The 21,963-nt window shown below is 70.7% G+C and carries 15 protein-coding genes; 9 read left to right on the forward strand and 6 right to left on the reverse strand.

Annotated elements, in window-relative coordinates:
• The first annotated feature begins 9 nt into the window (after positions 1-9).
• Positions 10-1,716 carry a hypothetical protein gene (locus LGI35_RS20715; protein WP_376567978.1) on the forward strand — a complete coding sequence of 569 codons (1,707 nt, stop codon included), beginning with the start codon at positions 10-12 and terminating at the stop codon, positions 1,714-1,716.
• Positions 1,717-1,788: 72 nt separating this feature from the next.
• On the opposite strand, the gene LGI35_RS20720 is transcribed toward LGI35_RS20715, so the two are convergent.
• Positions 1,789-4,557 carry a D-alanyl-D-alanine carboxypeptidase gene (locus LGI35_RS20720; protein WP_227295313.1) on the reverse strand — a complete coding sequence of 923 codons (2,769 nt, stop codon included), beginning with the start codon at positions 4,555-4,557 and terminating at the stop codon, positions 1,789-1,791.
• A 195-nt stretch (positions 4,558-4,752) separates the two neighbouring features.
• Between LGI35_RS20720 and LGI35_RS20725 the strand changes: the two genes are divergently transcribed.
• The 3 genes from LGI35_RS20725 to LGI35_RS20735 all read left to right on the forward strand — a co-directional run bounded on the left by LGI35_RS20725 (position 4,753) and on the right by LGI35_RS20735 (position 7,142).
• Positions 4,753-5,484: a GOLPH3/VPS74 family protein gene (locus LGI35_RS20725; RefSeq protein ID WP_227295315.1), complete on the forward strand. Its 732-nt coding sequence runs from the start codon at positions 4,753-4,755 to the stop codon at positions 5,482-5,484.
• 322 nt (positions 5,485-5,806) lie between these two features.
• Positions 5,807-6,676 carry a helix-turn-helix domain-containing protein gene (locus LGI35_RS20730; protein WP_227295317.1) on the forward strand — a complete coding sequence of 290 codons (870 nt, stop codon included), beginning with the start codon at positions 5,807-5,809 and terminating at the stop codon, positions 6,674-6,676.
• 256 nt (positions 6,677-6,932) lie between these two features.
• Positions 6,933-7,142: a DUF397 domain-containing protein gene (locus LGI35_RS20735; protein WP_116512476.1), complete on the forward strand. Its 210-nt coding sequence runs from the start codon at positions 6,933-6,935 to the stop codon at positions 7,140-7,142.
• Positions 7,143-7,288: 146 nt separating this feature from the next.
• On the opposite strand, the gene LGI35_RS20740 is transcribed toward LGI35_RS20735, so the two are convergent.
• Complete coding sequence (locus tag LGI35_RS20740) at positions 7,289-8,131, reverse strand: hypothetical protein (RefSeq protein WP_227295318.1); 843 nt, start codon at positions 8,129-8,131, stop codon at positions 7,289-7,291.
• An 81-nt stretch (positions 8,132-8,212) separates the two neighbouring features.
• Here LGI35_RS20740 and LGI35_RS20745 point away from each other — a divergent pair, with 81 nt between their 5' ends.
• Both LGI35_RS20745 and LGI35_RS20750 read left to right on the forward strand, forming a co-directional pair.
• Positions 8,213-8,995, forward strand: coding sequence for an SDR family oxidoreductase (locus LGI35_RS20745; protein ID WP_227295319.1), 783 nt, complete (start codon positions 8,213-8,215; stop codon positions 8,993-8,995).
• Between the two features lie 208 nt (positions 8,996-9,203).
• Positions 9,204-10,787: a sodium:solute symporter family protein gene (locus LGI35_RS20750; protein ID WP_227295320.1), complete on the forward strand. Its 1,584-nt coding sequence runs from the start codon at positions 9,204-9,206 to the stop codon at positions 10,785-10,787.
• Between the two features lie 59 nt (positions 10,788-10,846).
• Here the strand turns inward: LGI35_RS20750 and LGI35_RS20755 are convergent, their stop codons facing one another.
• Complete coding sequence (locus LGI35_RS20755; protein WP_227295322.1) at positions 10,847-11,986, reverse strand: ADP-ribosylglycohydrolase family protein; 1,140 nt, start codon at positions 11,984-11,986, stop codon at positions 10,847-10,849.
• A gap of 272 nt (positions 11,987-12,258) precedes the next feature.
• On the opposite strand from LGI35_RS20755, the gene LGI35_RS20760 reads away from it, so the two are divergent.
• Together LGI35_RS20760 and LGI35_RS20765 are read left to right on the forward strand one after the other, a co-directional pair.
• Complete coding sequence (locus LGI35_RS20760) at positions 12,259-13,329, forward strand: tyrosine-protein phosphatase (protein ID WP_227295324.1); 1,071 nt, start codon at positions 12,259-12,261, stop codon at positions 13,327-13,329.
• A 183-nt stretch (positions 13,330-13,512) separates the two neighbouring features.
• Positions 13,513-14,940 carry an FG-GAP-like repeat-containing protein gene (locus LGI35_RS20765; protein ID WP_227295326.1) on the forward strand — a complete coding sequence of 476 codons (1,428 nt, stop codon included), beginning with the start codon at positions 13,513-13,515 and terminating at the stop codon, positions 14,938-14,940.
• A gap of 64 nt (positions 14,941-15,004) precedes the next feature.
• Here LGI35_RS20765 and LGI35_RS20770 read toward each other — a convergent pair whose 3' ends face one another.
• Both LGI35_RS20770 and LGI35_RS20775 read right to left on the reverse strand, forming a co-directional pair.
• Positions 15,005-17,587 carry a bifunctional FO biosynthesis protein CofGH gene (locus tag LGI35_RS20770; RefSeq protein WP_227295328.1) on the reverse strand — a complete coding sequence of 861 codons (2,583 nt, stop codon included), beginning with the start codon at positions 17,585-17,587 and terminating at the stop codon, positions 15,005-15,007.
• A 98-nt stretch (positions 17,588-17,685) separates the two neighbouring features.
• A complete protein-coding gene (locus tag LGI35_RS20775) occupies positions 17,686-18,516 on the reverse strand; it encodes an LLM class F420-dependent oxidoreductase (protein ID WP_227295329.1) in 831 nt (276 codons plus the stop codon).
• A gap of 166 nt (positions 18,517-18,682) precedes the next feature.
• Between LGI35_RS20775 and LGI35_RS20780 the strand changes: the two genes are divergently transcribed.
• Entirely contained in the window at positions 18,683-20,212 is a 1,530-nt protein-coding gene (locus LGI35_RS20780; protein WP_227295330.1) for a CehA/McbA family metallohydrolase, read from the forward strand.
• A 58-nt stretch (positions 20,213-20,270) separates the two neighbouring features.
• Here LGI35_RS20780 and LGI35_RS20785 read toward each other — a convergent pair whose 3' ends face one another.
• Positions 20,271-21,836, reverse strand: coding sequence for an APC family permease (locus LGI35_RS20785; protein WP_227295331.1), 1,566 nt, complete (start codon positions 21,834-21,836; stop codon positions 20,271-20,273).
• Positions 21,837-21,963: the final 127 nt, after the last annotated feature.

Consider the following 21,963-nt stretch of genomic DNA (forward strand, 5'->3'; position numbering starts at 1 on the left):
AACGCCGCAGTGGCCTCTGCCGAACTGTCTCCACCCTCTGCCGCACGCGCGCGCCGGTCCCCGGACATCCCCGAGCCCTGGCACGGCCGGCACCGGACCGCCCTGCTGGTCACCGCCTGCATACTGCCGCTGCACGTCCTGTGGCTGGCGTTCCTCGCGACCGGCGGCGGCGACCTCGCGGCACAGGTGGCATGGGCCGAGTTCGCCAAGATGTACCCGGGCTCCGCGTACAACCTGTTCTGGTACGGCGGCCTCCACATCGCCAACTACAGCCTCATCTCGCCCTACCTGATGGCGCTGTTCGGCGTCGTCCCCGTCACGCTCCTGTCCGGTGTCTCGTCCACCTGGCTCGCCGCGTCGATCGTCGAGCGCACCGGCATCCGAAGACCACTGTGGCCGGCCCTCCTGGTCGGGTTCTCGCTGTGGTGCCAGGTCGTGTCGGGGCGCTCGACGTTCATGCTGGGCGTGGCCTTCGGACTCGGCGCCGTCCTCGCGCACATGAACGGGCGGCGCATCGTCATCGCCTCGGTGTGCGCCGCGCTGTCCACGATGGCGAGCCCCGTCGCCGGGCTCTTCCTCGTCGTGGCCGGCGCCGCGTGGCTCCTGGACCGGCAGTGGGGCAAGGCGCTGTCGCTGCTCCTGCCGCCGGTCCTCATCGTGGGCGTGACGACCTGGCTGTTCCCGTTCAAGGGCGAACAGCCCATGCCGTTCGAGCGGATCTTCCCGCCCCTCATCCTGTGCGCGGTCGTCCTGCTGTGCGCGCCGCGCGCCTGGCGCGTGGCCCGCATCGGCACCGCCGTGTACGCGCTCGGCGTGGTGCTCACCTATCTGATCGCCACCCCGATCGGCACGAACGTGGAGCGGCTCACGGAGATCGTGGCGCCCGCGCTGCTCCTGGCCGCCGTGATGAACCGGGACCGCGGGCCCCGCTACGACGGCAGACTCGGCGGGTTCTTCCCGCCCCACCGGCAGCGCGTGATGTGCATCGTCGCCATCGTCCTCTCCCTGGGCTGGCTGTCCGGCAAGACCATCGCCGACGTCATCGCCAACACCGAGGTCCCCGAGTGGGCGATCAAGACCGACGGCGTCGTCTCCACGCTCAAGAAGCTCGGCGCCGAACGCACCCGCGTCGAGGTCGTCCCCGCCCGCGACCACCGCGAGGCGGCCGTCCTCGCGCCCTACATCAACATGGCGCGCGGCTGGAACCGGCAGGCCGACGTCGAGCGCGGACGGCTCTTCTACGAGGGACACGGCGGCACCGACGTACCCGAGGGCGCCTTCTCCTCCGCCTCGTACCACGCGTGGCTCTCCCAGTGGGCCGTCGGCTTCGTTGTCGTCTACAACGGCGAGCCGGACGGCCCCGCGGAGCTGGAGCACAAGCTGGTGTCCAGCGAGCCGGACTACCTCGAATCGGTGTGGCGGGACGCCAACTGGCGGATCTACCGCGTGAAGAACGCGGTGCCGCTGGTGGACTCGCCCGGTTCGGTGGTCCGCTCCGACGGCGCCAACCTCGTCGTACGGATGCCGAAGGCCGGCTCGATCATCGTGCGGATCGCGTACTCGCCGTGGCTGTGGGCGGACAGCGGGTGCCTGCGCGAAGCGGGCGAGTTCACGCGCCTGACGGTGAAGGAGCCGGGCGACGTCCGGATCAGCTCGCAGTACGGGGGGCCGTCCGGGAAGACGGCACCCAAGTGCGTGCCGCCGAAGAAGAAGTGAGCGGTCCTCCGACGGAAGCGCCCCCACGGCTGTGTGCCGTGGGGGCGCTTGTGCGTGAGGCCGTGCGGGAGGTCAGCCGACGCGGGTGAGCTTCTGGCCGAAGCCGGGTTCGGTCAGGTCCTTCTGGAGGGCGACCGGGACGGTGACCGCACCGCCCGAACCGTCGCCGACCTTCAGCTGGCCGACCTGCGTACCGGCCTTGGCGCTGTGCGGGACGGCGGCGCCCTTGGCACCGTCCGCCAGCTCCAGCTTCACCGTCAGGCCCGCCCAGCCGACCGCCGAGACGTTCTTCGTCACCACGACCGGGGTCTGCCCGCCGAGCCCGTCGTCCACGTAGCCGACGACGTCGCCCTTCTTGAGGATCGTCGACGCCTTCACGGCGTCCTGCGCCGCGAGCATCGCCGTCTTGCTGACCGCGTTCACCGTGTCGATGATCGGCGCCTTGTGCTGCCCGAGGATCGCGCCGACGACCGTCACGGTCTCGCCGCCGGCGTCCTTCGTCGCGGCGAAGAGCAGGTTGCCGCCGGCCTTGGTCGTCGAACCGGTCTTCACGCCGACCGCGTTGTTGTACGGGACGAGGCGGTTGTAGTTCTGCCACGTCTTGCCCGACGGGTCCTTCCACGTCGGCAGCTTGGTGATGTCCATCAGGGCCTGGATCTTCACCAGCTCGTTGCCGAGCTTGACCTGGTCCTGAGCGGTGGAGACGGTCGTCTCCTTCAGCCCGGACGGGTCCGTGTACGTCGTGCCGGTCATGCCGAGGTCCTTGGCGGCGGCGTTCATCTTCTTGACGAACGCCTCCTCGGAACCGGCGTCCCAACGGGCCAGCAGCCGCGCGATGTTGTTCGCGGACGGAATCATGATGGCCGAAAGGGCGTCCTTCTGGCTGAGCTTGTCGCCCTCCTTGACGGTGTTCAGCGTCGACTCGCCCTCGGAGTCGTAGCCGCCCTCCTTCTCCGCCTTCGCGTCCACGTCGATGGACGGACCGTCCTTGCCCGGCTGGAGCGGGTGGTCCTTGAGCACGACGTAGGCCGTCATGGCCTTGGCCACGGACCCGATCGGTACGGGCTTCTGCTCGCCGAACCCATCCATCGAGCCGATGCCGCTGACGTCCATCGCCCCCTGGCCCTCGGCCGGCCACGGCAGCGAGACCTTGTCCCCGTCGAACGTGAACGTCGACTTGGCGGTCAGCGCCAGCGTGGGCGCCGGCAGCGGTCGTACGGCCTGTACGACCGCAAACACGACGGCGAGCAGGAGGACGATCGGCGTCCAGATCTTGACCCTGCGCACGGCCGTGCGGACCGGGGTCTCCGCGGGCGGCGGCGTGTTCGTGAGCTCGGCCAGGAGGTCGAGCGGGGGCAGCGGCGGGAGCGGCTGCTGGGTGGTGCGCTCGGGCCCGACGTAGGGCTTCGCGGGCTGCGGAGCGGTGGGCTGCGCCTTGGACTGTGCCTCGGGCCGCGCCCCGGGCTTGGCCGGGGTGCCCGAGTCGTACCCCTTGAGGGGCACGAACTTGCTGGTGCGCTCGGCATCGGACTCGGCCTTGCCCGCACCGGCGGGCTTGGACCCGAGCGACTTGAGCATCTGGGTCGGCTGATCGACGGGCGGCTTGACGGCCTTGAACACGGCGGTGGCCTGGTCGACGGGGGGCTTGGCATCGCCGCCGGCCGACTTGGCGTCGGCGGGTGCCTTGACCTCGTCGGACGTCTTGGCGTCAGCCTTCGCGTCGTCGGTCGGCTTCGCATCGGCAGATGCCTTGACCTCGTCAGCCGGCTTCGCGTCGGCAGATGCCTTGACCTCGTCAGTCGGCTTCGCGTCAGCAGACGCCTTGGCCGCGTCGGACGTCTTGGCGTCAGCCTTCGCGTCGCCGGCCGGCTTCGCGTCAGCGGGCGCCGTGGCCTCATCAGTCGGCTTCGCGTCAGCAGACGCCTTGGCCGCGTCGGACGTCTTGGCGTCAGCCTTCGCGTCGCCGGCCGGCTTCGCGTCAGCAGATGCCTCGACCTCGTCGGACGTCTTGGCGTCAGCCTTCGCGTCGCCGGCCGGCTTCGCGTCAGCGGGCGCCGTGGCCTCATCAGTCGGCTTGGCGTCGGCAGGTGCCTTGACCTCGTCCGTCGGCTTCGCGTCAGCCTTGGCCTCGTCGGCCGGCTTCGCGTCGGCGTCTGACGCCTCGGCTTCCGGTGCCTCAGGGGCATCGGAAGGCTCGGCGTCGTCGCTGCCTGCCACAGGGGCGTCGGCCGAGTCCTCAGCGGCGTCGGCCAAGGCGTCAACGCCGTCGTCCTCCGCCGCGTCCGACGCGGTGTCTGCCGACTCCGGCTCCTTCGCCCCGGACTCCTCGGACGCCCCGGACGCCTCCGCGGCACCCTCCGCCGCGTCAGAGGCACCGTCACCGGCCGCCTCGGGCCCGTCGGCGGAGCCGTCCCGCGGACCGGACACCCAGGCCGCCACAGCGGCACGCAGGCGCGCGTCGCCCGGCTCGTCGCCGGAACCCGGCTCCGTACCGTCCTTGCCTTCCCCGGAACCCGCCTCGGGCTCCGAGTCCGCCCCGGAATCCGACGCCGATGCCGATTCCGGTGCCGAACCGGAAGTCGAGCCCGAGTCCGGCGCGCCGGAGGCATCCGCATCCGCATCCGAGCCCGCCGGGGAATTCTCCGCCGAACCCGAACCGGAACCCGAACCCGAACGGGAACCGGATTCCTTCGCCGGAACGTCCCGGACGGAGAACACCGCCGTCGCCTGATCGACCCGCTCCGGCGACTGCCTCGCCATCGCGAGCCTCGGGTCCCGTTCCTCCGGGATCGGTCCTCCCGACGACTCCTGCTGCTTCGACCTGTCGGGGGTCCCCGCCACCGATGCCTCCTCGCTACGCGCCACGCGCTACGCCGCTGCTGTCCGAACCATGTACCAGTGTCCTGTGTGGGGGCTTCACCCGGGTGGTAGACGAGAACGACATACCTACTGGTTCCCGCACAAAGCACCCACGCGCCCTCGACAGACCAATGTGAGAGGGGTCACCCTGTCATTCATCCACGCGGGGAGGCATGGATGGGCAGGAGCCGCAGAACAATTCCGGAGGAGCTTCTGCTGCTCGCTCTGGACCCGGCCACGGGTACCACAGCGCAGCCGCAGTCGCTCGACCTAGGTCTGGCCGGAGCACAGCTAGTAGAGCTGGCGCTGGCCGGACGGATAGCCCCAGACGGGGATCGTATCGCCGTGGTGGCACCACGGCCGACCGGAGATCCGACTTTGGACTGCGCACTGGAGTTGCTGCGAAGGCGCGGCACCCCGGTACGTGCGGTGCACTGGATCGGCGGGCCCCGACTGGGGCTGCGCCAGACGTATCTCTCGCATCTGGAAAGGTGCGGCATGGTCCATGCCGTGGCCGGCCAGATGTGCGGGGTGCTGCCGACGACTCGCTACCAGGCGACGGACACGGCCATCAGCCGGGAGATCAGGTCCCGGCTGGACAGCGCGATCCGTACCGGCGTACCGCCGGACCCACGGACCGCGGCGCTCGCCGCACTGGCCCACGCGGTCGGACTCGGCAAGCATCTGTATCCGGGGAACGAGGGACGATCGTCCCGCTCCCGGCTGCGGGACCTGATCAGGCACGACCCCATGGGCGGCCTCGTGGCGCACGCCGTGATGGACGTCCAGAACGGTGTGGCCGCTCAGCCACGCCGCAGCCCGGCCCCGCCGGGCAAGGGAGCGCCGGAGCCCGGCAGGGTTCCGATGCAGCCGCACCACGGGTCGATGGCCCGCGCCGTGGCGCACTGAGCACCGCACCAACGGAACAGCCCGCACCGCAACAGCGCCGCACCGCAGTCCCCAAAGACCGGTCCGGGAGCCGCTGAGCCGCGCGGGGTGCCGGATCCGGACGTCGGGACGACGACACGGACCGGCGCCCCGCGCGGCCGCATGTCCGGTCACGCCGACCGCACGTCCGCCCACACGTCCGGCCGCACGCCCAACTGTCGTGTCCACTGCGCATATCCGCCGTTTCCCAGCGGTATGAAGCCCAGGGTGGCAATCTGCTGAGCAGCAGATTCGCAAGATACGCAAAGAATCACAGAGGCACGCAGCCGGAGGTGCACGTCCCGTGGCGTCCAATGTCAATCCCACCGTCAGGCGACGCCGGTTGGGCCAGGAGCTGCGCCGGCTCCGTGAGCTCAAAGGCATGACCGCCGAAGAGGTGGCCGAGCGGCTCCTGGTCTCACAGTCGAAGATCAGCAGGCTCGAGAACGGACGGCGCAGCATCAGCCAGCGCGACGTCCGCGACCTGTGCGGGGTCTACGAGGTCGAGGACCACCGCATCGTCGACTCGCTCATGCAAATGGCCAAGGACTCCCGCCAGCAGGGCTGGTGGCACTCCTTCGGCGACATCCCGTACAGCGTCTACATCGGCCTGGAGACGGACGCGGCGAGCCTGCGCGTCTACGATCCGCAGGTCGTGCCCGGTCTGCTGCAGACCCGGGCGTACGCGGAGACGCTGATCACGGGCGCGCTCCCGGAGACCATGCCGACCGACATCGACAAGCGGGTCCAGGTCCGGGTGCGCCGCCAGGAGCGCATCGCGGCCCCGGACAACCCGCTGCGGCTGTGGACCGTGCTCGACGAGTCGGCGCTGCGCCGTGTCGTCGGCAGCCGGGCGGTCATGCGCGAGCAGCTGGAGCACCTGGTCGAGCAGTCGCAGCTGCCCCATGTGACCGTGCAGGTCATTCCGTTCGACATGGGCGCGCACCCGGGCCTGAACGGCCAGTACGCGATTCTGGAGTTCCCGGACGCCGCGGATTCGAGCGTCGTCTACATCGAGGGCGTCACCAGTGATCTCTATCTGGAGAAGGCCAACGATGTGCAGAAGTACAGCGTGATGTACGAGCATCTGCGGGCACAGGCACTGAATGTGGAACAATCCCGACAGTTCATCGCGAAGATCGCCCAGGAATACGCGCTCCAGGAAGCCGTCTAGGGGCGCCGCGGAGGCGGCCCATAGGGGGTCCAGAGGGACAGAATCCGCCCCGTGCGAGAAAAGTGCCGCACGGTACACCTTCGCCGCGGCGGGGCGGAAGACCCCACTGGAATATGCCATCCGGTCGAGTGAATGGCCTCTTCGCGTACCGATGTTGGCGAGTAGCGTCGATCACGCCATCAGGTACCACGTTGGCGCAAACCGCTTCACGGAAGCGGTGACAGCAATTCGACCACTGGCTAAACCGGAGCAAAAAATGGCAATTCAGCAGGGCGGCACGAATTCCTGGACCAAGTCCTCCTATTCGACGGGCAACGGCGCGTGCGTCGAGGTCAAGTCCCCCCTCCTGGCCGCGATCGCGGTGCGGGACTCGAAGGCCCCCGAGGGGCCCTCGATCGACTTCGCCCCCGATTCGTGGAACTCCTTCGTGACCGAGGTCGGCCGGGGCGCCTTCGACGCCGCCTGAGGCATCGGAGAGCTCCCCATCGCAGCACAGCACCAACTCGCCATCACAGCACCATTTCGGCACCAACAGAGCACCACTGCGGTACTGAAAGAGCCCTCTCGACTGGCCCGCCGTCCTGGCCGAGGGGGCTCGGCTTTTTCACCGGATCACCCGCGCAGCCGGTCCACGTACGTGTCGGTGCCGGGGATCGTCGGGATGAACGGCGCCACCAGCTCGACGCGGCCGAGGCCCGACTCGTGAACGGCCGCGTCCAGACCCGTGAAGTGGTCCTCCCAGCACTGGGCCGGGTCCGCCTCCAGGAACCACAACAGGGTGAGGCGGGTGTCGACGCCCTCGACCTGCTTCACGTACGACATCCGGTCGCCCGGCAGCGGCGTCGGGCGGAAGACGGTGACCATCGCCGCCGGTGAGCCGGCGAGCCGCTTCGGCAGGTGCCGCGAGCGCAGCCACTCCAGCAACTCGTCACGCCGCTCGGGCCCTTCGGCGTCGACGACCTCCACGACCAGACCCCGGTAGGGGTGGTCGAGCGCGTGGTAGTCGCGCGGTCCGGCCGCCCCGTCCCGGTACACGGTCGCCGCGTGGTCCTGGAACGCGGTGAAGACGTGCGTGCGGTCCTGGTAGACGCGCCCGTCCCGGTTGAGCCGCTTGTTGATGCCGACGGTCCACTTCATGTGGTCGTCGTAGCGGCCGTCGGTGATCCAGTACGTGGAGATGTAGCAGCCCGCGGTGACCGGCTGCGCGACCGCCGACTTCTCCGGGTAGCGCAGGAGCTGGAGTTCGCGCGTGGCCACCCAGCGGCGCCCCGCGTTCATCCAGGGCATCGCCATCGCGCCGGCGTAGTAGTGGTCGTCCTCGTACCAGCGGTTGTACGCGTACTCATGGCCGGGATGCGGCTCGACCATGGTGATCAGGGCGTGCCCGGGGCGCACCCCGTACGGGCCGACCGATGCCAGCTCCGCGTACACCTCACTCCTCGTGTCCTCGCTCACGACGCTCCCCTTCCTTCCTCCACCGGACGGGCCTACTCTGACGCCCCGTCAGAAGAACTGCCATAGCCGGGAGGCGACCGGATGCTCCTGAACGGAAAGACAGTGGTCGTGTCGGGGGTCGGGGCCGGGCTCGGCCACCAGGTCGCCGCGGCCGTGGTGCGCGACGGCGGCAACGCCGTGCTCGGCGCGCGCACGGAGGCGAACCTCGCCAAGTCGGCGGCCGAGATCGACCCGGACGGCACGCACACCGCGTACGCGGCGACGGACATCACCGACGAGAGCCAGTGCGAGGCGCTCGCGGGGCTCGCGCGCGAGCGGTTCGGCGGGGTCGACGCCGTGGTCCATGTCGCCGCCTGGGACAGCTACTTCGGCGGCCTGGAGGACGCGGACTTCTCGACGTGGCAACAGGTCATCGACGTGAATCTGCTGGGCACGCTGCGCATGACCCGGGCCTGCCTGCCCGCGCTCAAGGAGCGGGGCGGCTCCGTCGTCGTCATCGGCACACAGTCGGCCGTGGCCGCGCCCTCCCAGGTGTGGCAGGCGGCGTACGCGGCCTCGAAGGGCGCGCTGACCTCGGCCATGTACTCCATGGCCCGCGAGCTCGGCCCGCACCGCATCCGGGTCAACACCGTGCTGCCGGGCTGGATGTGGGGGCCGCCGGTCGAGGCGTACGTCCAGTTCACCGCGCACACCGAGGGCGTGTCGCAGGACGAGGTCCTGGGGCGGCTCACCGAGCGGATGGCGCTGCCCGAACTGGCCACGGACGGGGACGTGGCGGACGCCGCCGTGTTTCTCGCCTCCGACCGGGCGCGGGCCATCACGGGCCAGTCGCTTCTGGTCAACGCGGGTGAGCTGATGCGGTAGTTCAGAACCGCCGGCCAGGAACCGACCGCACGGCACCCACCGCCGTGCGGTCCTTTTTGCCCCCATCTCAATTCACAGACATGAACGCAGGTCAATAAGTAGAACGATTTTACTGTCCCTTGACCCTCCGGTGCGTTGTCCTGGCCCTTCGGCTCCCCACACCATGAACGGCGTTCATAAGTAGGACCAGACCCCTGGAGGGGGCTCAATGAACAGTCTCGACTGGGCCGTGCTCATCGGCTACTTCGGCGTGATGATCGCGATCGGCGTCTGGTCCCACAAACGCGTGGACAACGTCTCCGACTTCTTCACCGCCGGCGGCAAGATGCCCTGGTGGCTGTCCGGCATCTCGCACCACATGTCCGGCTACAGCGCCGTCATGTTCACCGGATACGCCGGCATCGCCTACACGTACGGCGTGACGTCCTTCGTCACCTGGTCGTTCCCCATCGCGCTCGGCATCGCCATCGGCTCGAAGCTGTTCGCGCCGCGCATCAACCGGCTGCGGTCACGGCTGCACGTGGCGTCCCCGCTCGAATACCTCAAGAACCGCTACAACCTCAAGACGCAGCAGGCGCTGGCCTGGTCGGGCATGCTCCTGAAGATCGTCGACGTCGGCGCGAAGTGGGCCGCGATCGCGACCCTGCTCTCCGTCTTCACCGGCGTCTCCCTCAACCAGGGCATTCTCATCACCGGCGCGATCACCGCCGTCTACTGCACCATCGGCGGGCTGTGGGCCGACGCCCTCACCGAGCTCGGCCAGTTCATCATCCAGCTGATCGCCGGAATCGCCATGTTCGTGGCGGTCGTCGGCAAACTCGGCCCGCACGGCGGCTTCTTCGGCGTCTGGGACGAGCCCGCGCTCCAGGGACACGGCAAGCCGCTCGTCGGCCCGTACGGCACGGTCTTCCTGCTCGCGTTCCTCTTCATCAAGCTCTTCGAGTACAACGGCGGCATGCTCAACCAGGCCCAGCGCTACATGGCCACGGGCAGCGCCCGCGAGGCCACGCGCTCGGCCCGCCTGTCCGCCGTGCTCTGGCTGGTCTGGCCGGTCGTCCTCTTCTTCCCCATGTGGGTGTCGCCGCTCCTGGTCCACGCGCAGAAGCCGGACGGTTCGGACTCGTACGGCCTGATGACCGAACAGCTCCTGCCGCACGGTCTCCTCGGCCTGGTCATCGTCGGCTTCTTCTCGCACACCATGGCCATGTGCTCGTCCGACGCCAACGCCATCGCCGCCGTCTTCACCCGTGACGTGGCGCCCGCGCTCTCGGAGAAGGCGCGGCAGTGGAACGAGCACAAGGGGCTGATCGCCGCGCGCCTGACGACGGTGGTCTTCCTGGGGCTTTCGATGGCGGTCGCCACCCAGGTCAACTCGCCCACCTTCAAGGACATCATCACCGTCGTCATCAAGTGGGTCGCCGGCCTGATGGGCCCGATCGCGATCCCCATGATGCTGGGTCTGCTGCGCGCCTTCCGCAAGTCCGGTCCCACGGCGGCGCTCACCAGCTGGGCCGCGGGTCTGCTCGCCTTCTGGCTGGTCAACTACCCGATCAACTGGAGCGTCGAGGGCGGTGTGCCGCTCGAGTACCAGGTGTCGATCCCGCTGGCCGTCTCGCTCGTGCTCTACATCCTCATCGGCTACGTCAAGCCGGAGGACACCCCGGAGCGGGACGCGCTCATCGAGCGCATCAACACGGACGACGACGGGTCCGCCGGGGCGGCCGCGGTTCCCGCGCAGGCGGAGCCGCAGGACGGGACGGTCGGCACGCAGCCGCCGGGCCGACTGTCGTAGGGCTCGTTCCTCACCGGGCGCCGGGCGGGCTGATCACAGCCGGTCCGGCGCTTCGGCGTTCACGCCCGCGGGTAGCGGGCCAGCCACCCCGGCGAGGACGCCGCGGGGCTGTGCAGGGCGGGCCCCTGCGTCATCTCCATCGCGAAGTCGTCGGCGAGCTCCAGGACCGTGGGGCGGCCCTCCAGCTCGGTCACCCAGCCCGGCGGCAGCGCCGTCTCCCCGTGCAGCGCGCCGAGCAGGCCCCCGCACAGCGCGCCGGTCGCCTCGGACGGGCCACCGTGGTTCACCGCGAGACACAGTCCGTGCCGTATGTCCTCGCCGACCAGGGCGCAGTACACCGCCACGGCGAGCACGCCCTCCGCGAGCCCGTCACCCACGAGTTCGTCGACACGGGCGGGCGACGGCATGCCCTGGCGGACCGCGCCGAGCGCGTGCTTGAGCGCGTCCGTGACCGGCTGGTGCCCCGGGCGCGCGGCCAGCAGGACGAGGGCGCGCTGCACGGCGCCGTCGAGGCTCTCGCCGCGCGCGAGTCCGTGCACCACGACCGCGTACGCACCCGCGGCGAGGTAGGCGGCGGGGGCGCCGTGCGTCTGGACCGCGCACTCGGCGGCGAGCTGGAAGACGAGCTGCGGCTCCCAGCCGACGAGCAGCCCGAACGGGGCCGAGCGGGCGGCCGCCGCGGGCCCGGCGGCAGCCACGTTCTTCGGCTTGTCCAGGGTCCCCATGACGTCGTTGCCGAGTCCGAGGAGGCAGTCACGGGACGGGGCGCGGCGCGAGTACAGCCACTCCTCGCGGGCCAGCCAGCCGTCCTCCTTGCGCCGCTCGTCCGGCCCCCAGTCACGCTGGGTCGCCGCCCAGCGGAGGTAGGCGCGGTGGACGTCGGTCGGGGGATGCCAGGCGCCCGTGTCGCGCCGCACCTGCGCCCTTATCAGGCCGTCCACCGTGAAGAGCGCCTGCTGGGTCGCGGCGGTGACGGCGCCGCGGCGCCCGTACGCGGGAGCGAGGTCGGTCAGTCCCTGCGGACCGTGCGCGGCCCTGATCTCCTCCAGGGAGAGCTCGGCGAGCGGCGCCCCGAGGGCATCGCCGAGCGCGGCCCCGATGAGCGTGCCGCGCACCCGGCTGCGGAAATCCTGCTGCTCGGCGCGGCCCCATACGGCCGATGAGGGTCCCCCCTGCTTGGGGGTCAGTGGGGCTGCCACGGGGAGCTCTCCCCTCCGGGTCTCGTTACGCGTGCGACGACTGCGCAGCACTGTAATCGACGGGGCGTATGCGGTTGAGAGCCGAAGCGGCACAGGCGAAGTCGCCCTTGAGGCCAATTCACCCGCTTTTCTTCCGCAAACCGGACGATGTCCCGGGGCGCGGCCCGGGCACCTGCGGTGCGCCGCCGCTCGACGGCCGTCCGACGCGCGCCGTTCACCGTGCGTTGGCTCACGCATCGCCGGACACCCGGAACATCCGCACCATGACGCAGATGACTCGTGTCAGGGCCTCCTCGTACGCCCTGGCCGCCGCGCTCCTCGTGGGCCTCTCCGCACCCGTCGCCGCCGCGCACCCCGCCTCCCACGGGCACACGTCGCACCACCGCGTCCCGTTCACGGCGGCGACCGTGACGGCGGCCGAGGACGGCTCCTCCTACACGGTCGCGTGGACGGCGCCCGGGGCGCGGCACGTGGCGGTCCGCGCGGGCGGCCGCACCGTCGCCTCCGGCGGCTCGTCCGGGAAGGTCACCGTGCGCGACCTGCCCGCCGCCGACCGCCAGTGGTTCGACCTGGTCCCCGACCGCGGCCGGGGCCTGCACCTCGCCGACCGCGAGATACGCCTCGACGGCGCGGTCAACTTCCGTGACGCGGGCGGCTACCGCACCACCGACGGGCGCTGGGTGCGGATGGGCGAGATCTACCGCACCGCGTCCCTGGACAAGCTCACGGACAGGGACCTGGCGAAGCTGAAGCGCCTCGGCATCTCCGTGGACTACGACCTGCGTACGCGGCAGGAGCGCACCTCCGCGCCCGACCGCGTCCCCGCCGGCGCCCGCTACGTCGTCGCGGACGTGCTCGGCGACCTCGGAGGCCTGTCCGGCCTGCCCGCGTCGCCGGAGGCATCCGCGCAGCTGATGGTGGACGCGGAGAAGACCATGGTCTCCGCCCCGGCCGCGCGGCAGGCCTACACCGCGGTCCTCCACGGCATCGCGGACGCCGACGGCGCGAACGCCCTGTTCCACTGCACGGCCGGCAAGGACCGCACGGGCTGGGCGAACGCCACGCTCCTGACCGCGCTCGGCGTCCCGCGCGACACGGTGATGGACGACTACCTGGCCAGCAACACGTACCGCGCGAAGGAGAACGCGGCGACGCTCGCCGCGATGCCGCCCGCGCAGGCCGCCGTGTACAAGCCGATGCTGGACGTGCGCCCCGAGTACCTGAACTCGGGCTTCCAGGAGGTGACGAGCCGCTACGGCACGTTCGACCGCTACCTGGACAAGGCCCTCGGCCTCAGCCACCGCGACGTGCGCGACCTGCGCGAGGACCTGCTGGTCGGCTGACGGACCCCCTTCGGCGTCGAGGCCCTCGTTCGGGACGCACATCCCGAACGAGGGCCTCCGCATGCCCTGTTACAGGCTTGGGACGTTCCAACTCCGGGGCCAGTACAACGTTTTCCTTCGGTGGCCCGTCTTTCTTCTCGTAACCACGAACACCCCCACAGGACACCCAGAAGGAGAGGAACAGTGCGCCGCACTCTCGTCACAGCCCTCGCCGTCACCGCGCTCGCCATGCCGCTCGGCCTCGTAGGAGCCGCCGGTACCGCAGCCGCTGCCACACCCGTTCCGCCCCGCGTCCCCGCCATCGACTTCAACCACGACGGGTACCAGGACCTCGTGCTCGGAGCGCCGGGCGCGACCGTCTCCGGCAAGGAGACCGCCGGGGCCGTCTCCGTGGTCTACGGCGGGAAGAACGGGCCGGACATCGCGAACGCCAAGGTCTTCACCCGCTCCACCACCGGGATACCCGGGGCGGCCGAGGAGGGCGGCTACTTCGGCGAGCGCGTCACCAGCGGGGACCTCGACGGGGACTCGTACACCGACCTCGTCGTCGCCGGGCTCGGCGGCGCGCCGAGCGTCGTGCTGTGGGGTTCGGCCGCCGGGCTGAGCGGCCAGGGCAGTGTCGCGCTGCCCACGTCGACCGGGATGTTCGCCGTCGGCGACTTCAACGGCGACGGACACCGCGACCTCGTCACCGACGACTACCCGCGCAGCGACGACCCGGACGACGACAACGCCGGGATGACCATCTCCTACGGCCCCTTCGACCGCAGCGGCAAGCCGGCGAGCCAGGACTCCATCGTCACCAGCCAGACCTTCGGGCCCGGCGACATCGTCGTCGGCGACATGACCGGGGACGGCGCCGACGACATCGTGACGAGCCACGGCTTCGAGGAGTCGGCGTACGCCAGCAAGTTCTGGAAGGGCGGGAAGAACGGGGTCTCGCACACCGCCAAGTCGCTGACCTCGTCGTTCCGCGGGGCCGTCGGTGACGTCGACGGTGACGGGTACGGCGACCTCGTCGTCCACGACATCGGCGACAACTACGAGGACATCCCGTACGAGAAGGGCACCGTCCTCGTCATGTACGGGACCGCCGACGGGCCGTCCACGACCCGCACGAAGACCATCACGCAGGACTCGACGGGCGTGCCCGGGGTCGGCGAGAGCGGCGACATGTTCGGCACCGACATCTCCGCCGGTGACGTGAACGGCGACGGCTACGCGGACATCGCCGTCGGCGTGCCCGGCGAGGCCATCGGCAACATCAAGGACGCCGGCAGCGTCGTCCTGCTCAAGGGCGGCCGCGGCGGTCTGTCCGGCACGGGCTCGCAGGCCTTCAACCAGTCCACGACCGCGGTGCCCGGCGCCTCGGAGACGGGCGACGGCTTCGGCCAGAAGGTCCACCTGGCCGACCTGAACGGCGACGGCAAGGCCGAGCTGACCGCCACCGCTCCCCTGGAGGACGGCACGTACACCGACTCCGGCGCCGCCTGGGTGCTGCGCGGGGCCACCGGCGGGCTCACCACGAGCGGCATCACGTCGTTCGGTGCCGCCGCCGTGCATGTCCCCGAGAAGAACGCCCAGTTGGGGCAGGACCTCATCGGTCACTGAGAACCGAGAGACGGGGGTGGGTGAGCCCGATGGGTTCGCCCACCCCCGTCGCGTGTGATGCCGCTCAGTCCCCCAGTACCGGCAGCAGTTCCGGCAGGTGGCCGTCCGAGGCCGTCGCCGCGTGCTGGCGCTCCGGCGGGACCTCCCCGTACAGCGTCGTGCGCGGCTTCGCCGGGCGGCCCGCTTCCTCCGCGATCGTGACGAGGTCCTTGATGGAGCGGTACGAGCCGTAACTGGAGCCCGCCATACGGGAGATGGTCTCCTCCATCAGCGTGCCGCCCAGGTCGTTCGCCCCCGAGCGCAGCATCTCCGCGGCGCCCTCCGTGCCCAGCTTCACCCAGCTCGTCTGGATGTTCGGGATGTGGGGGTGCAGGAGGACGCGCGCCATGGCGGTGACGGCCCTGTTGTCGCGGGTCGTCGGGCCCGGACGCGCGATGCCCGCCAGATAGACCGGCGCGTTGGTGTGGATGAACGGGAGCGTCACGAACTCCGTGAAGCCGCCCGTCTCCTGCTGGATGCCGGCCAGCGTGCGGAAGTGGCCGAGCCAGTGGCGGGGCTGGTCCACATGCCCGTACATCATCGTCGACGACGAGCGGATGCCCAGCTCGTGGGCCGTCTTGATGACCTCGATCCACGTCGCCGTGGGCAGCTTGCCCTTGGTGAGGACCCAGCGGACCTCGTCGTCGAGGATCTCGGCCGCCGTGCCGGGGATCGAGTCGAGGCCGGCCTCCTTCGCCGCGGTGAGCCAGTCCCGGATCGACATACCCGTGCGCGTCGCGCCGTTCACCACCTCCATCGGGGAGAACGCGTGCACGTGCATGCCGGGGACGCGCTCCTTCACCGCCTTCGCGATGTCGAAGTAGGCCGTGCCCGGCAGGTCGGGGTGGATGCCGCCCTGCATGCACACCTCGACCGCGCCCACGTCCCACGCCTGCTCGGCCCGGTCCGCGACCTGGGAGAGCGAGAGCGTGTACGCGTCCGCGTCCGTGCGGCGCTGCGCGAAGGCGCAGAAACGGCAGCCGGTGTAGCAGACGTTCGTGAAGTTGATGTTCCTCGTGACGATGTACGTGACGTCGTCGCCGTTCACCGTCTTGCGGATGTCGTCCGCGACGCGGCAGAGGGCGTCGAGCGCGGGCCCGTCCGCGTGCAGGAGGGCCAGCGCCTCGTCGTCGGTGAGCTTCGTCGGGTCGTCGGCCGCCGTCGCGAGCGCGGCGCGCACGTCGCCGTCGAGGCGCTGCGGGACCATGCCGGGCGCGGCCTGCTCGCGCAGCGCCTCCCAGTCGCCGTACACGTCGTCGAAGTCGTCGCGCCGGTCGGACGTGCGGCCCGTCGTGTCGATGGTGCGGTGCAGATCCGTGCGGCCGGTGACGGTGAACCCCTCGTCGGGCTCCTGCCAGGGCAGACCGGCGGGGCGCGCGTCCTCGTCGGCGAGGCCGGTGTCGGCGGAGGCGAGGGCCCGTACGTGCGGCAGGAGGCGCGGGTCGAGCCACGGCTCGCCGCGCTCGATGAACTCCGGGTAGATCGTCAGGCGTTCGCGCAGCTCGAAGCCCGCCTCGCCCGTCTTCGCGGCGAGCTCGTCGATGTGCGGCCAGGGGCGCTCGGGGTTCACGTGGTCCGGGGTCAGCGGCGACACCCCGCCCCAGTCGTCGATGCCGGCGCCGATCAGGAGCGCGTACTCCTCGTCGACCAGGTTCGGCGGGGCCTGGATGCGGGCGGACGGGCCGAGGATGTGGCGGGCGACCGCGATGCACGCGGCGAGCTCCTCCAGCTCGGCGTCCGGCATGCCGCGCATCGCCGTGTCCGGCTTGGCCCGGAAGTTCTGGACGATGACTTCCTGGATGCCGTGGTAGCTGCGCTGGATGCGGCGCAGCTGGAAGAGGGAGTCGGCGCGCTCCTCGTAGGACTCGCCGATGCCGATGAGGACGCCGGTGGTGAACGGGACGTTCGACCGGCCCGCGTCCTCCAGGACCCGCAGCCGGACGGCGGGTTCCTTGTCGGGCGAGCCGTGGTGCGGTCCGCCCGGCTCGGACCACAGGCGCGTCGCCGTCGTCTCCAGCATCATGCCCATGGACGGCGCGACGGGCTTGAGGCGCTGGAGGTCGGTCCAGGTCATGACGCCGGGGTTGAGGTGCGGGAGCAGTCCCGTCTCCTCCAGGACCCGGATCGCCATGGCGCGCACATAGGCGAGCGTGTCGTCGTACCCGTGCGCGTCCAGCCACTCGCGGGCCTCGGGCCAGCGGTCCTCGGGCCGGTCGCCGAGCGTGAACAGCGCCTCCTTGCAGCCCATCTCGGCGCCGCGGCGGGCGATGTCGAGGACCTCGTCCGGCGACAGGTACATCCCGTGGCCGTCCCGGCGCAGTTTGCCGGGGACGGTCACGAACGTGCAGTAGTGGCACTTGTCCCGGCACAGCCGGGTCAGCGGGATGAAGACCTTCTTCGAGTACGTGATGACGCCCGGGCGGCCCGCGGCCTTCAGGCCCGCGTCGCGCACGCGCGCGGCGGACGCCGTCAGGTCCCGCAGGTCGTCGCCGCGGGCCTGGAGCAGGACCGCCGCCTCGGCCGTGTCGAGGGCAACGCCGTCGCGGGACCGCTTCAACGCGCGGCGCATCGCGTTGGCGGTGGGTCGTACAGGCTCCGGATCAGTCATGCTCCCGAGGATACGAGCGCCCACCGACGGCGTCTGCGCCGCGCTGACGTGCGCGGGATCACGCGACATACACGTTTCACCTGCGCCCCGCGCCGCCCCTACAGGTACTGCTCGTACTCGTCGAGGATCTTGAGGACCGACGTCTCGTCCGCCGGGGGCAGTTGGAGGACGACCTCGTCGATGCCGAGCTCCGCGTAGTGCGCGAGCTTGCCCGGGCTCGGCAGGACCGCGTACGGGACGACGTGCAGGTCCGCCGGGTCACGGCCCGCCTCCTCCCAGCCGGCCCGCAGCACGGGCATCGACTCGGTCAGGCCGCGCCCGCCGATGGGCAGCCAGCCGTCGGCGTACTCGGTGATGTGCGCGAACAGCTTCGGGCCCGCCGCTCCCCCGATCAGCGTGCGGGGCGCGCCGCCCGCCGGCTTCGGGTAGGCGTGGCTGGCCCGCACCGACACCCCGAACTCGCCGTCGTACGCGGTCGGTTCCTGCGCCCACAGGGCCCGCATGAGGCCCATGCGCTCCCGGCCGAGCTCGCGCCGCGTGCGCCATTCGACGCCGTGGTCGGCGGCCTCCTCGACGTTCCAGCCGAAGCCGAGGCCCAGCGTGAAACGGCCGCCGGAGAGGTGGTCGAGGGTGGCGATCTGCTTGGCCAGGTCGATGGGGTCGTGCTGCGCGATCAGCGTGATGCCGGTGCCGAGCCCGAGCCGCTCGGTGACGGCGGCGGCCTGCCCGAGCGCGACGAACGGGTCGAGGGTGCGGCCGTACTCGGCGGGCAGGTCACCCCCGGCCGGGTACTGCGTCGCCCGCTCCACCGGGATGTGTGTGTGCTCGGGCAGATACAGCCCGGCGAACCCGCGTTGCTCCAGCTCACGCGCGAGCCGCACAGGCGTGATGGTCTCGTCGGTCAGGAAAATCGTGGTCGAGATCCGCATGGGGCATTACTACCGGCCCGCCCCTCAGGAGTCCATGGACTCCCCGGGCGGACAGACGTAAGACTCCGATCCCCTTCCCTTAGAGGGGAGTTCACGGCTCAATACCAGAGTTGCATGCACCACCCACGTCACAGACGGAACGTCACGAGACCCTGGGAGCCGCAGCATGTGCGAGGACGACCACACCACGACCGGCATGGGCAGACGCGCGCTGTTCGTGACGGGAGCGGCCACCGCGCTTACGTTGAGCAGTGTGAGCTTCGCGAGCGCGGCCGACGGCCGCACACCGGCGGACGGAACGAAGACGTCGAAGACCGTGAAGGGGACGCTGCCGCCCGGCGCGCCCGACTTCGTGTACGTGCCGGTCGAGGTGCCGCGCGGGGTCCGCGAGATCCACGTCGCGTACACCTACACGAAGGCGACCGTCCCGGCCGGCACGCAGAACAACGCCCTGGACATCGGGGTGTTCGACGAGCGGGGCACCGAGCTCGGCGGGAAGGGCTTCCGCGGCTGGTCGGGCGGCGCGCGCACCGAGTTCTTCGTACGGGCGGACGACGCGACGCCGGGCTACATCCCGGGTCCGGTGGGCGCCGGCACCTGGCACATCGCGCTCGGCCCGTACACGGTGGCGCCCGAGGGCCTCCCGTACGAGCTGACCGTCACGCTCACGTACGGCGAGCAGGGTCGGACGCCGCGCCCGGTGTACCCGCCCTCACGCGCCAAGGGCCGGGGCCGTGCCTGGTACCGCGGGGACTGCCACATCCACTCATGGTTCTCGGACGGCAGGCGCACGCCCGCCGAGATCGCGGCGCTCGCGCGCGCGGCGGGTCTGGACTTCATCAACTCGTCCGACCACAACACGCACTCGTCGCACGCCCACTGGGCGGACGAGGCGGGCGACGACCTGCTCATCATGCTCGGCGAGGAGATCACGACCCGTAACGGGCACGTGGTGGCGCTCGGCACGGATCCGGGCACGTTCGTCGACTGGCGCTATCGTGCCCGCGACAACCGCTTCGGCAAGTACGCGCGCGAGGTCCGCCGGGCCGGCGGCCTGGTCGTGCCGGCGCATCCGCACGCCACCTGCATCGGCTGCAACTGGAAGTTCGGCTTCGGCGAGGCGGACGCCGTCGAGGTGTGGAACGGCCCGTACACCGCGGACGACGAGATCTCCCTGGCCGACTGGGACAACACGCTGGTGGCGTCCGTACGGGGTTCGCGTGAGTGGATCCCGGCGATGGGCAACAGCGACGCCCACCGCGACCCGGACCGCATCGGCGGCCCGCAGACGGTGGTCCTCGCCGACGACCTGACCCGGGAGGCCGTCCAGGCGGGCATCAAGGCGGGCCGCAGTTACGTCGCCGAGTCGAAGTCCGTGGAGCTGACGTTCACGGCGTCCGGCTCGCGCGGCGAGCACGCGGGCATCGGCGAGCGCCTCCACGTGGACCCGGACGCCCCGGTCACCGTCCGCCTGGAGGTCAAGGGCGCCCCGGGCTGCACGCTCCACGTGGTCACGGACCAGGGCACCCTGTTCACGTCGCCGGCGCTCCCCGAGTCCGGGTCGGGCACGGCCGAGTGGCGCACGACGGCCTCGTACGCGGCCTATGTGCGGGCCGAGGTCCGGCACGCGCCGACGGTCCCGGGCCTGCCGGGGGCGCTCACGGCGTTCACGAACCCGGTGTTCCTCGGCAAGTAGGGGCTGTCTCGGATCCGAACGAGGGGGCCCTGGGGTCTTTCGATCCGAACGGGAGGCCCTAGTCCTCGACGACCAGCACCGGCGTCTCCCGCGTCAGCACCTCGCCGCGGAAGAACGCCGGGCTGCGCCGCCCCATCACGAGCATGATCACGAAGCCGACGAGCAGCAGGCCGACGCCGATCACGAAGACGGAGCCGACGCCGAGGACGGAGGAGCCGCTGCCGTACGCCGGGTTCCACATGTCGACGAGGGTCTTCACGAACACGGCGGACAGCAGGACACCGCCCAGGACCGGGAAGAGGGCCTTGAAGAAGAAGTCCCGGGGGGAGCGCAGCAGTTCGGAGCGGAAGTACCAGGCGCAGGCGAACGCCGTGAGCGCGTAGTAGAAGCAGATCATGAGGCCGAGCGCGTAGATCGTGTCGACGAGGACGTGCTCGGAGACCAGCGTCATGACGGTGTAGAACACGCCGGTGGCGACGCCCGCGGTGACCGTGGCGCGGCCCGGGGTCTTGAAGCGCGGGTGGACGCGGGCGTAGGAGGCGGGCAGCGCCTCGTACGTCGCCATGGCGAGGACCGTGCGGGCGACCGGGATGAACGTGGTCTGCAGGCTGGCCGCGGCCGAGGCGAGGACGGCGACGAAGAGCAGGATGCCGAGGGTGGGGCCCATGACGGGGCCCGCGAGGGCGGCGAAGACGTTGTCGGACGTCGCGGGGTTGGCGAGGCCGAGGCCCTTGCCGCCGGAGCCGACGACCATCTGGGCGGCGACGCCGGTGGCGAGGTAGGAGCCGACGAGGACGACCATCGCGATGAGGGCGGCGCGGCCGGGCGTCTTGTCGCTGCCGATGGTCTCCTCGTTCGCGGTGAGGCAGGTGTCCCAGCCCCAGTACATGAAGATCGACAGGGACAGGCCCGCGGTGAACGCGCCGAACGACTTCACCGAGAACGGGTCGAGCCACGTCCAGGAGAACGGCACGGAGGTGGGGAAGTCCGCCGATCCCGCCTTGACGACGGCCATCACGACGAACACGGCAAGCACGACGAGCTGGAGGCCGACCAGGGTGAACTGGACGCCCTTCGTCGCGGTCATGCCGCGGTAGCTGATCGCGGTCGCGGCGGCGATCAGGGCGAGGCAGGTGACGATGTGGACGGCCTTGTTGTCGTCCAGGGCGCCGATGGACGTGTTGCCGGTGATCTCGCCCGCGAGGAGCCAGAAGTACGACGTCGCGACGCCCGCCAGGTTGGACAGCACAATGATCGTCGCGATGACGAGGCCCCAGCCGCACATCCAGCCCACGCGCGGGCCGAAGGCCTTCACGGTCCAGGTGAAGGACGTGCCGCAGTCCGGCATGGCCTTGTTCAGCTCCCGGTACGCGAAGGCGACGAGCAGCATCGGCAGGAACCCGGCCAGGAACACGGCGGGCATCTGGAGGCCGACCTCGCCGGCCGTGGAGCCGAGCGTCGAGGTCAGGCAGTAGACGGGCGCCACGGTCGAGATACCGATGACCGCGCTGCCGACCAGCCCGACGGAGTTCCCGCCGAGGCCCTTGCTGCGGACGCCCCCGTCGGGGGCGCCGCCTGCCGTGTCGTGGGCAGCCCGTGTCGGCCGCGCGTCCAGCTCAGTCATGAACAGGACGTTAAATGCTGCGGTTTCCGCATAAGGGGGACATGAGATGAAACTGGCCACCTTTGAATCGATGGCCGATTCACGTAACCATCCCACACCCTCAAGGTGCCTTCAGGTTAGCCCCATT

The sequence above is a fragment of the Streptomyces longhuiensis genome (assembly GCF_020616555.1).
Taxonomy (GTDB): Bacteria; Actinomycetota; Actinomycetes; order Streptomycetales; family Streptomycetaceae; genus Streptomyces; species Streptomyces longhuiensis.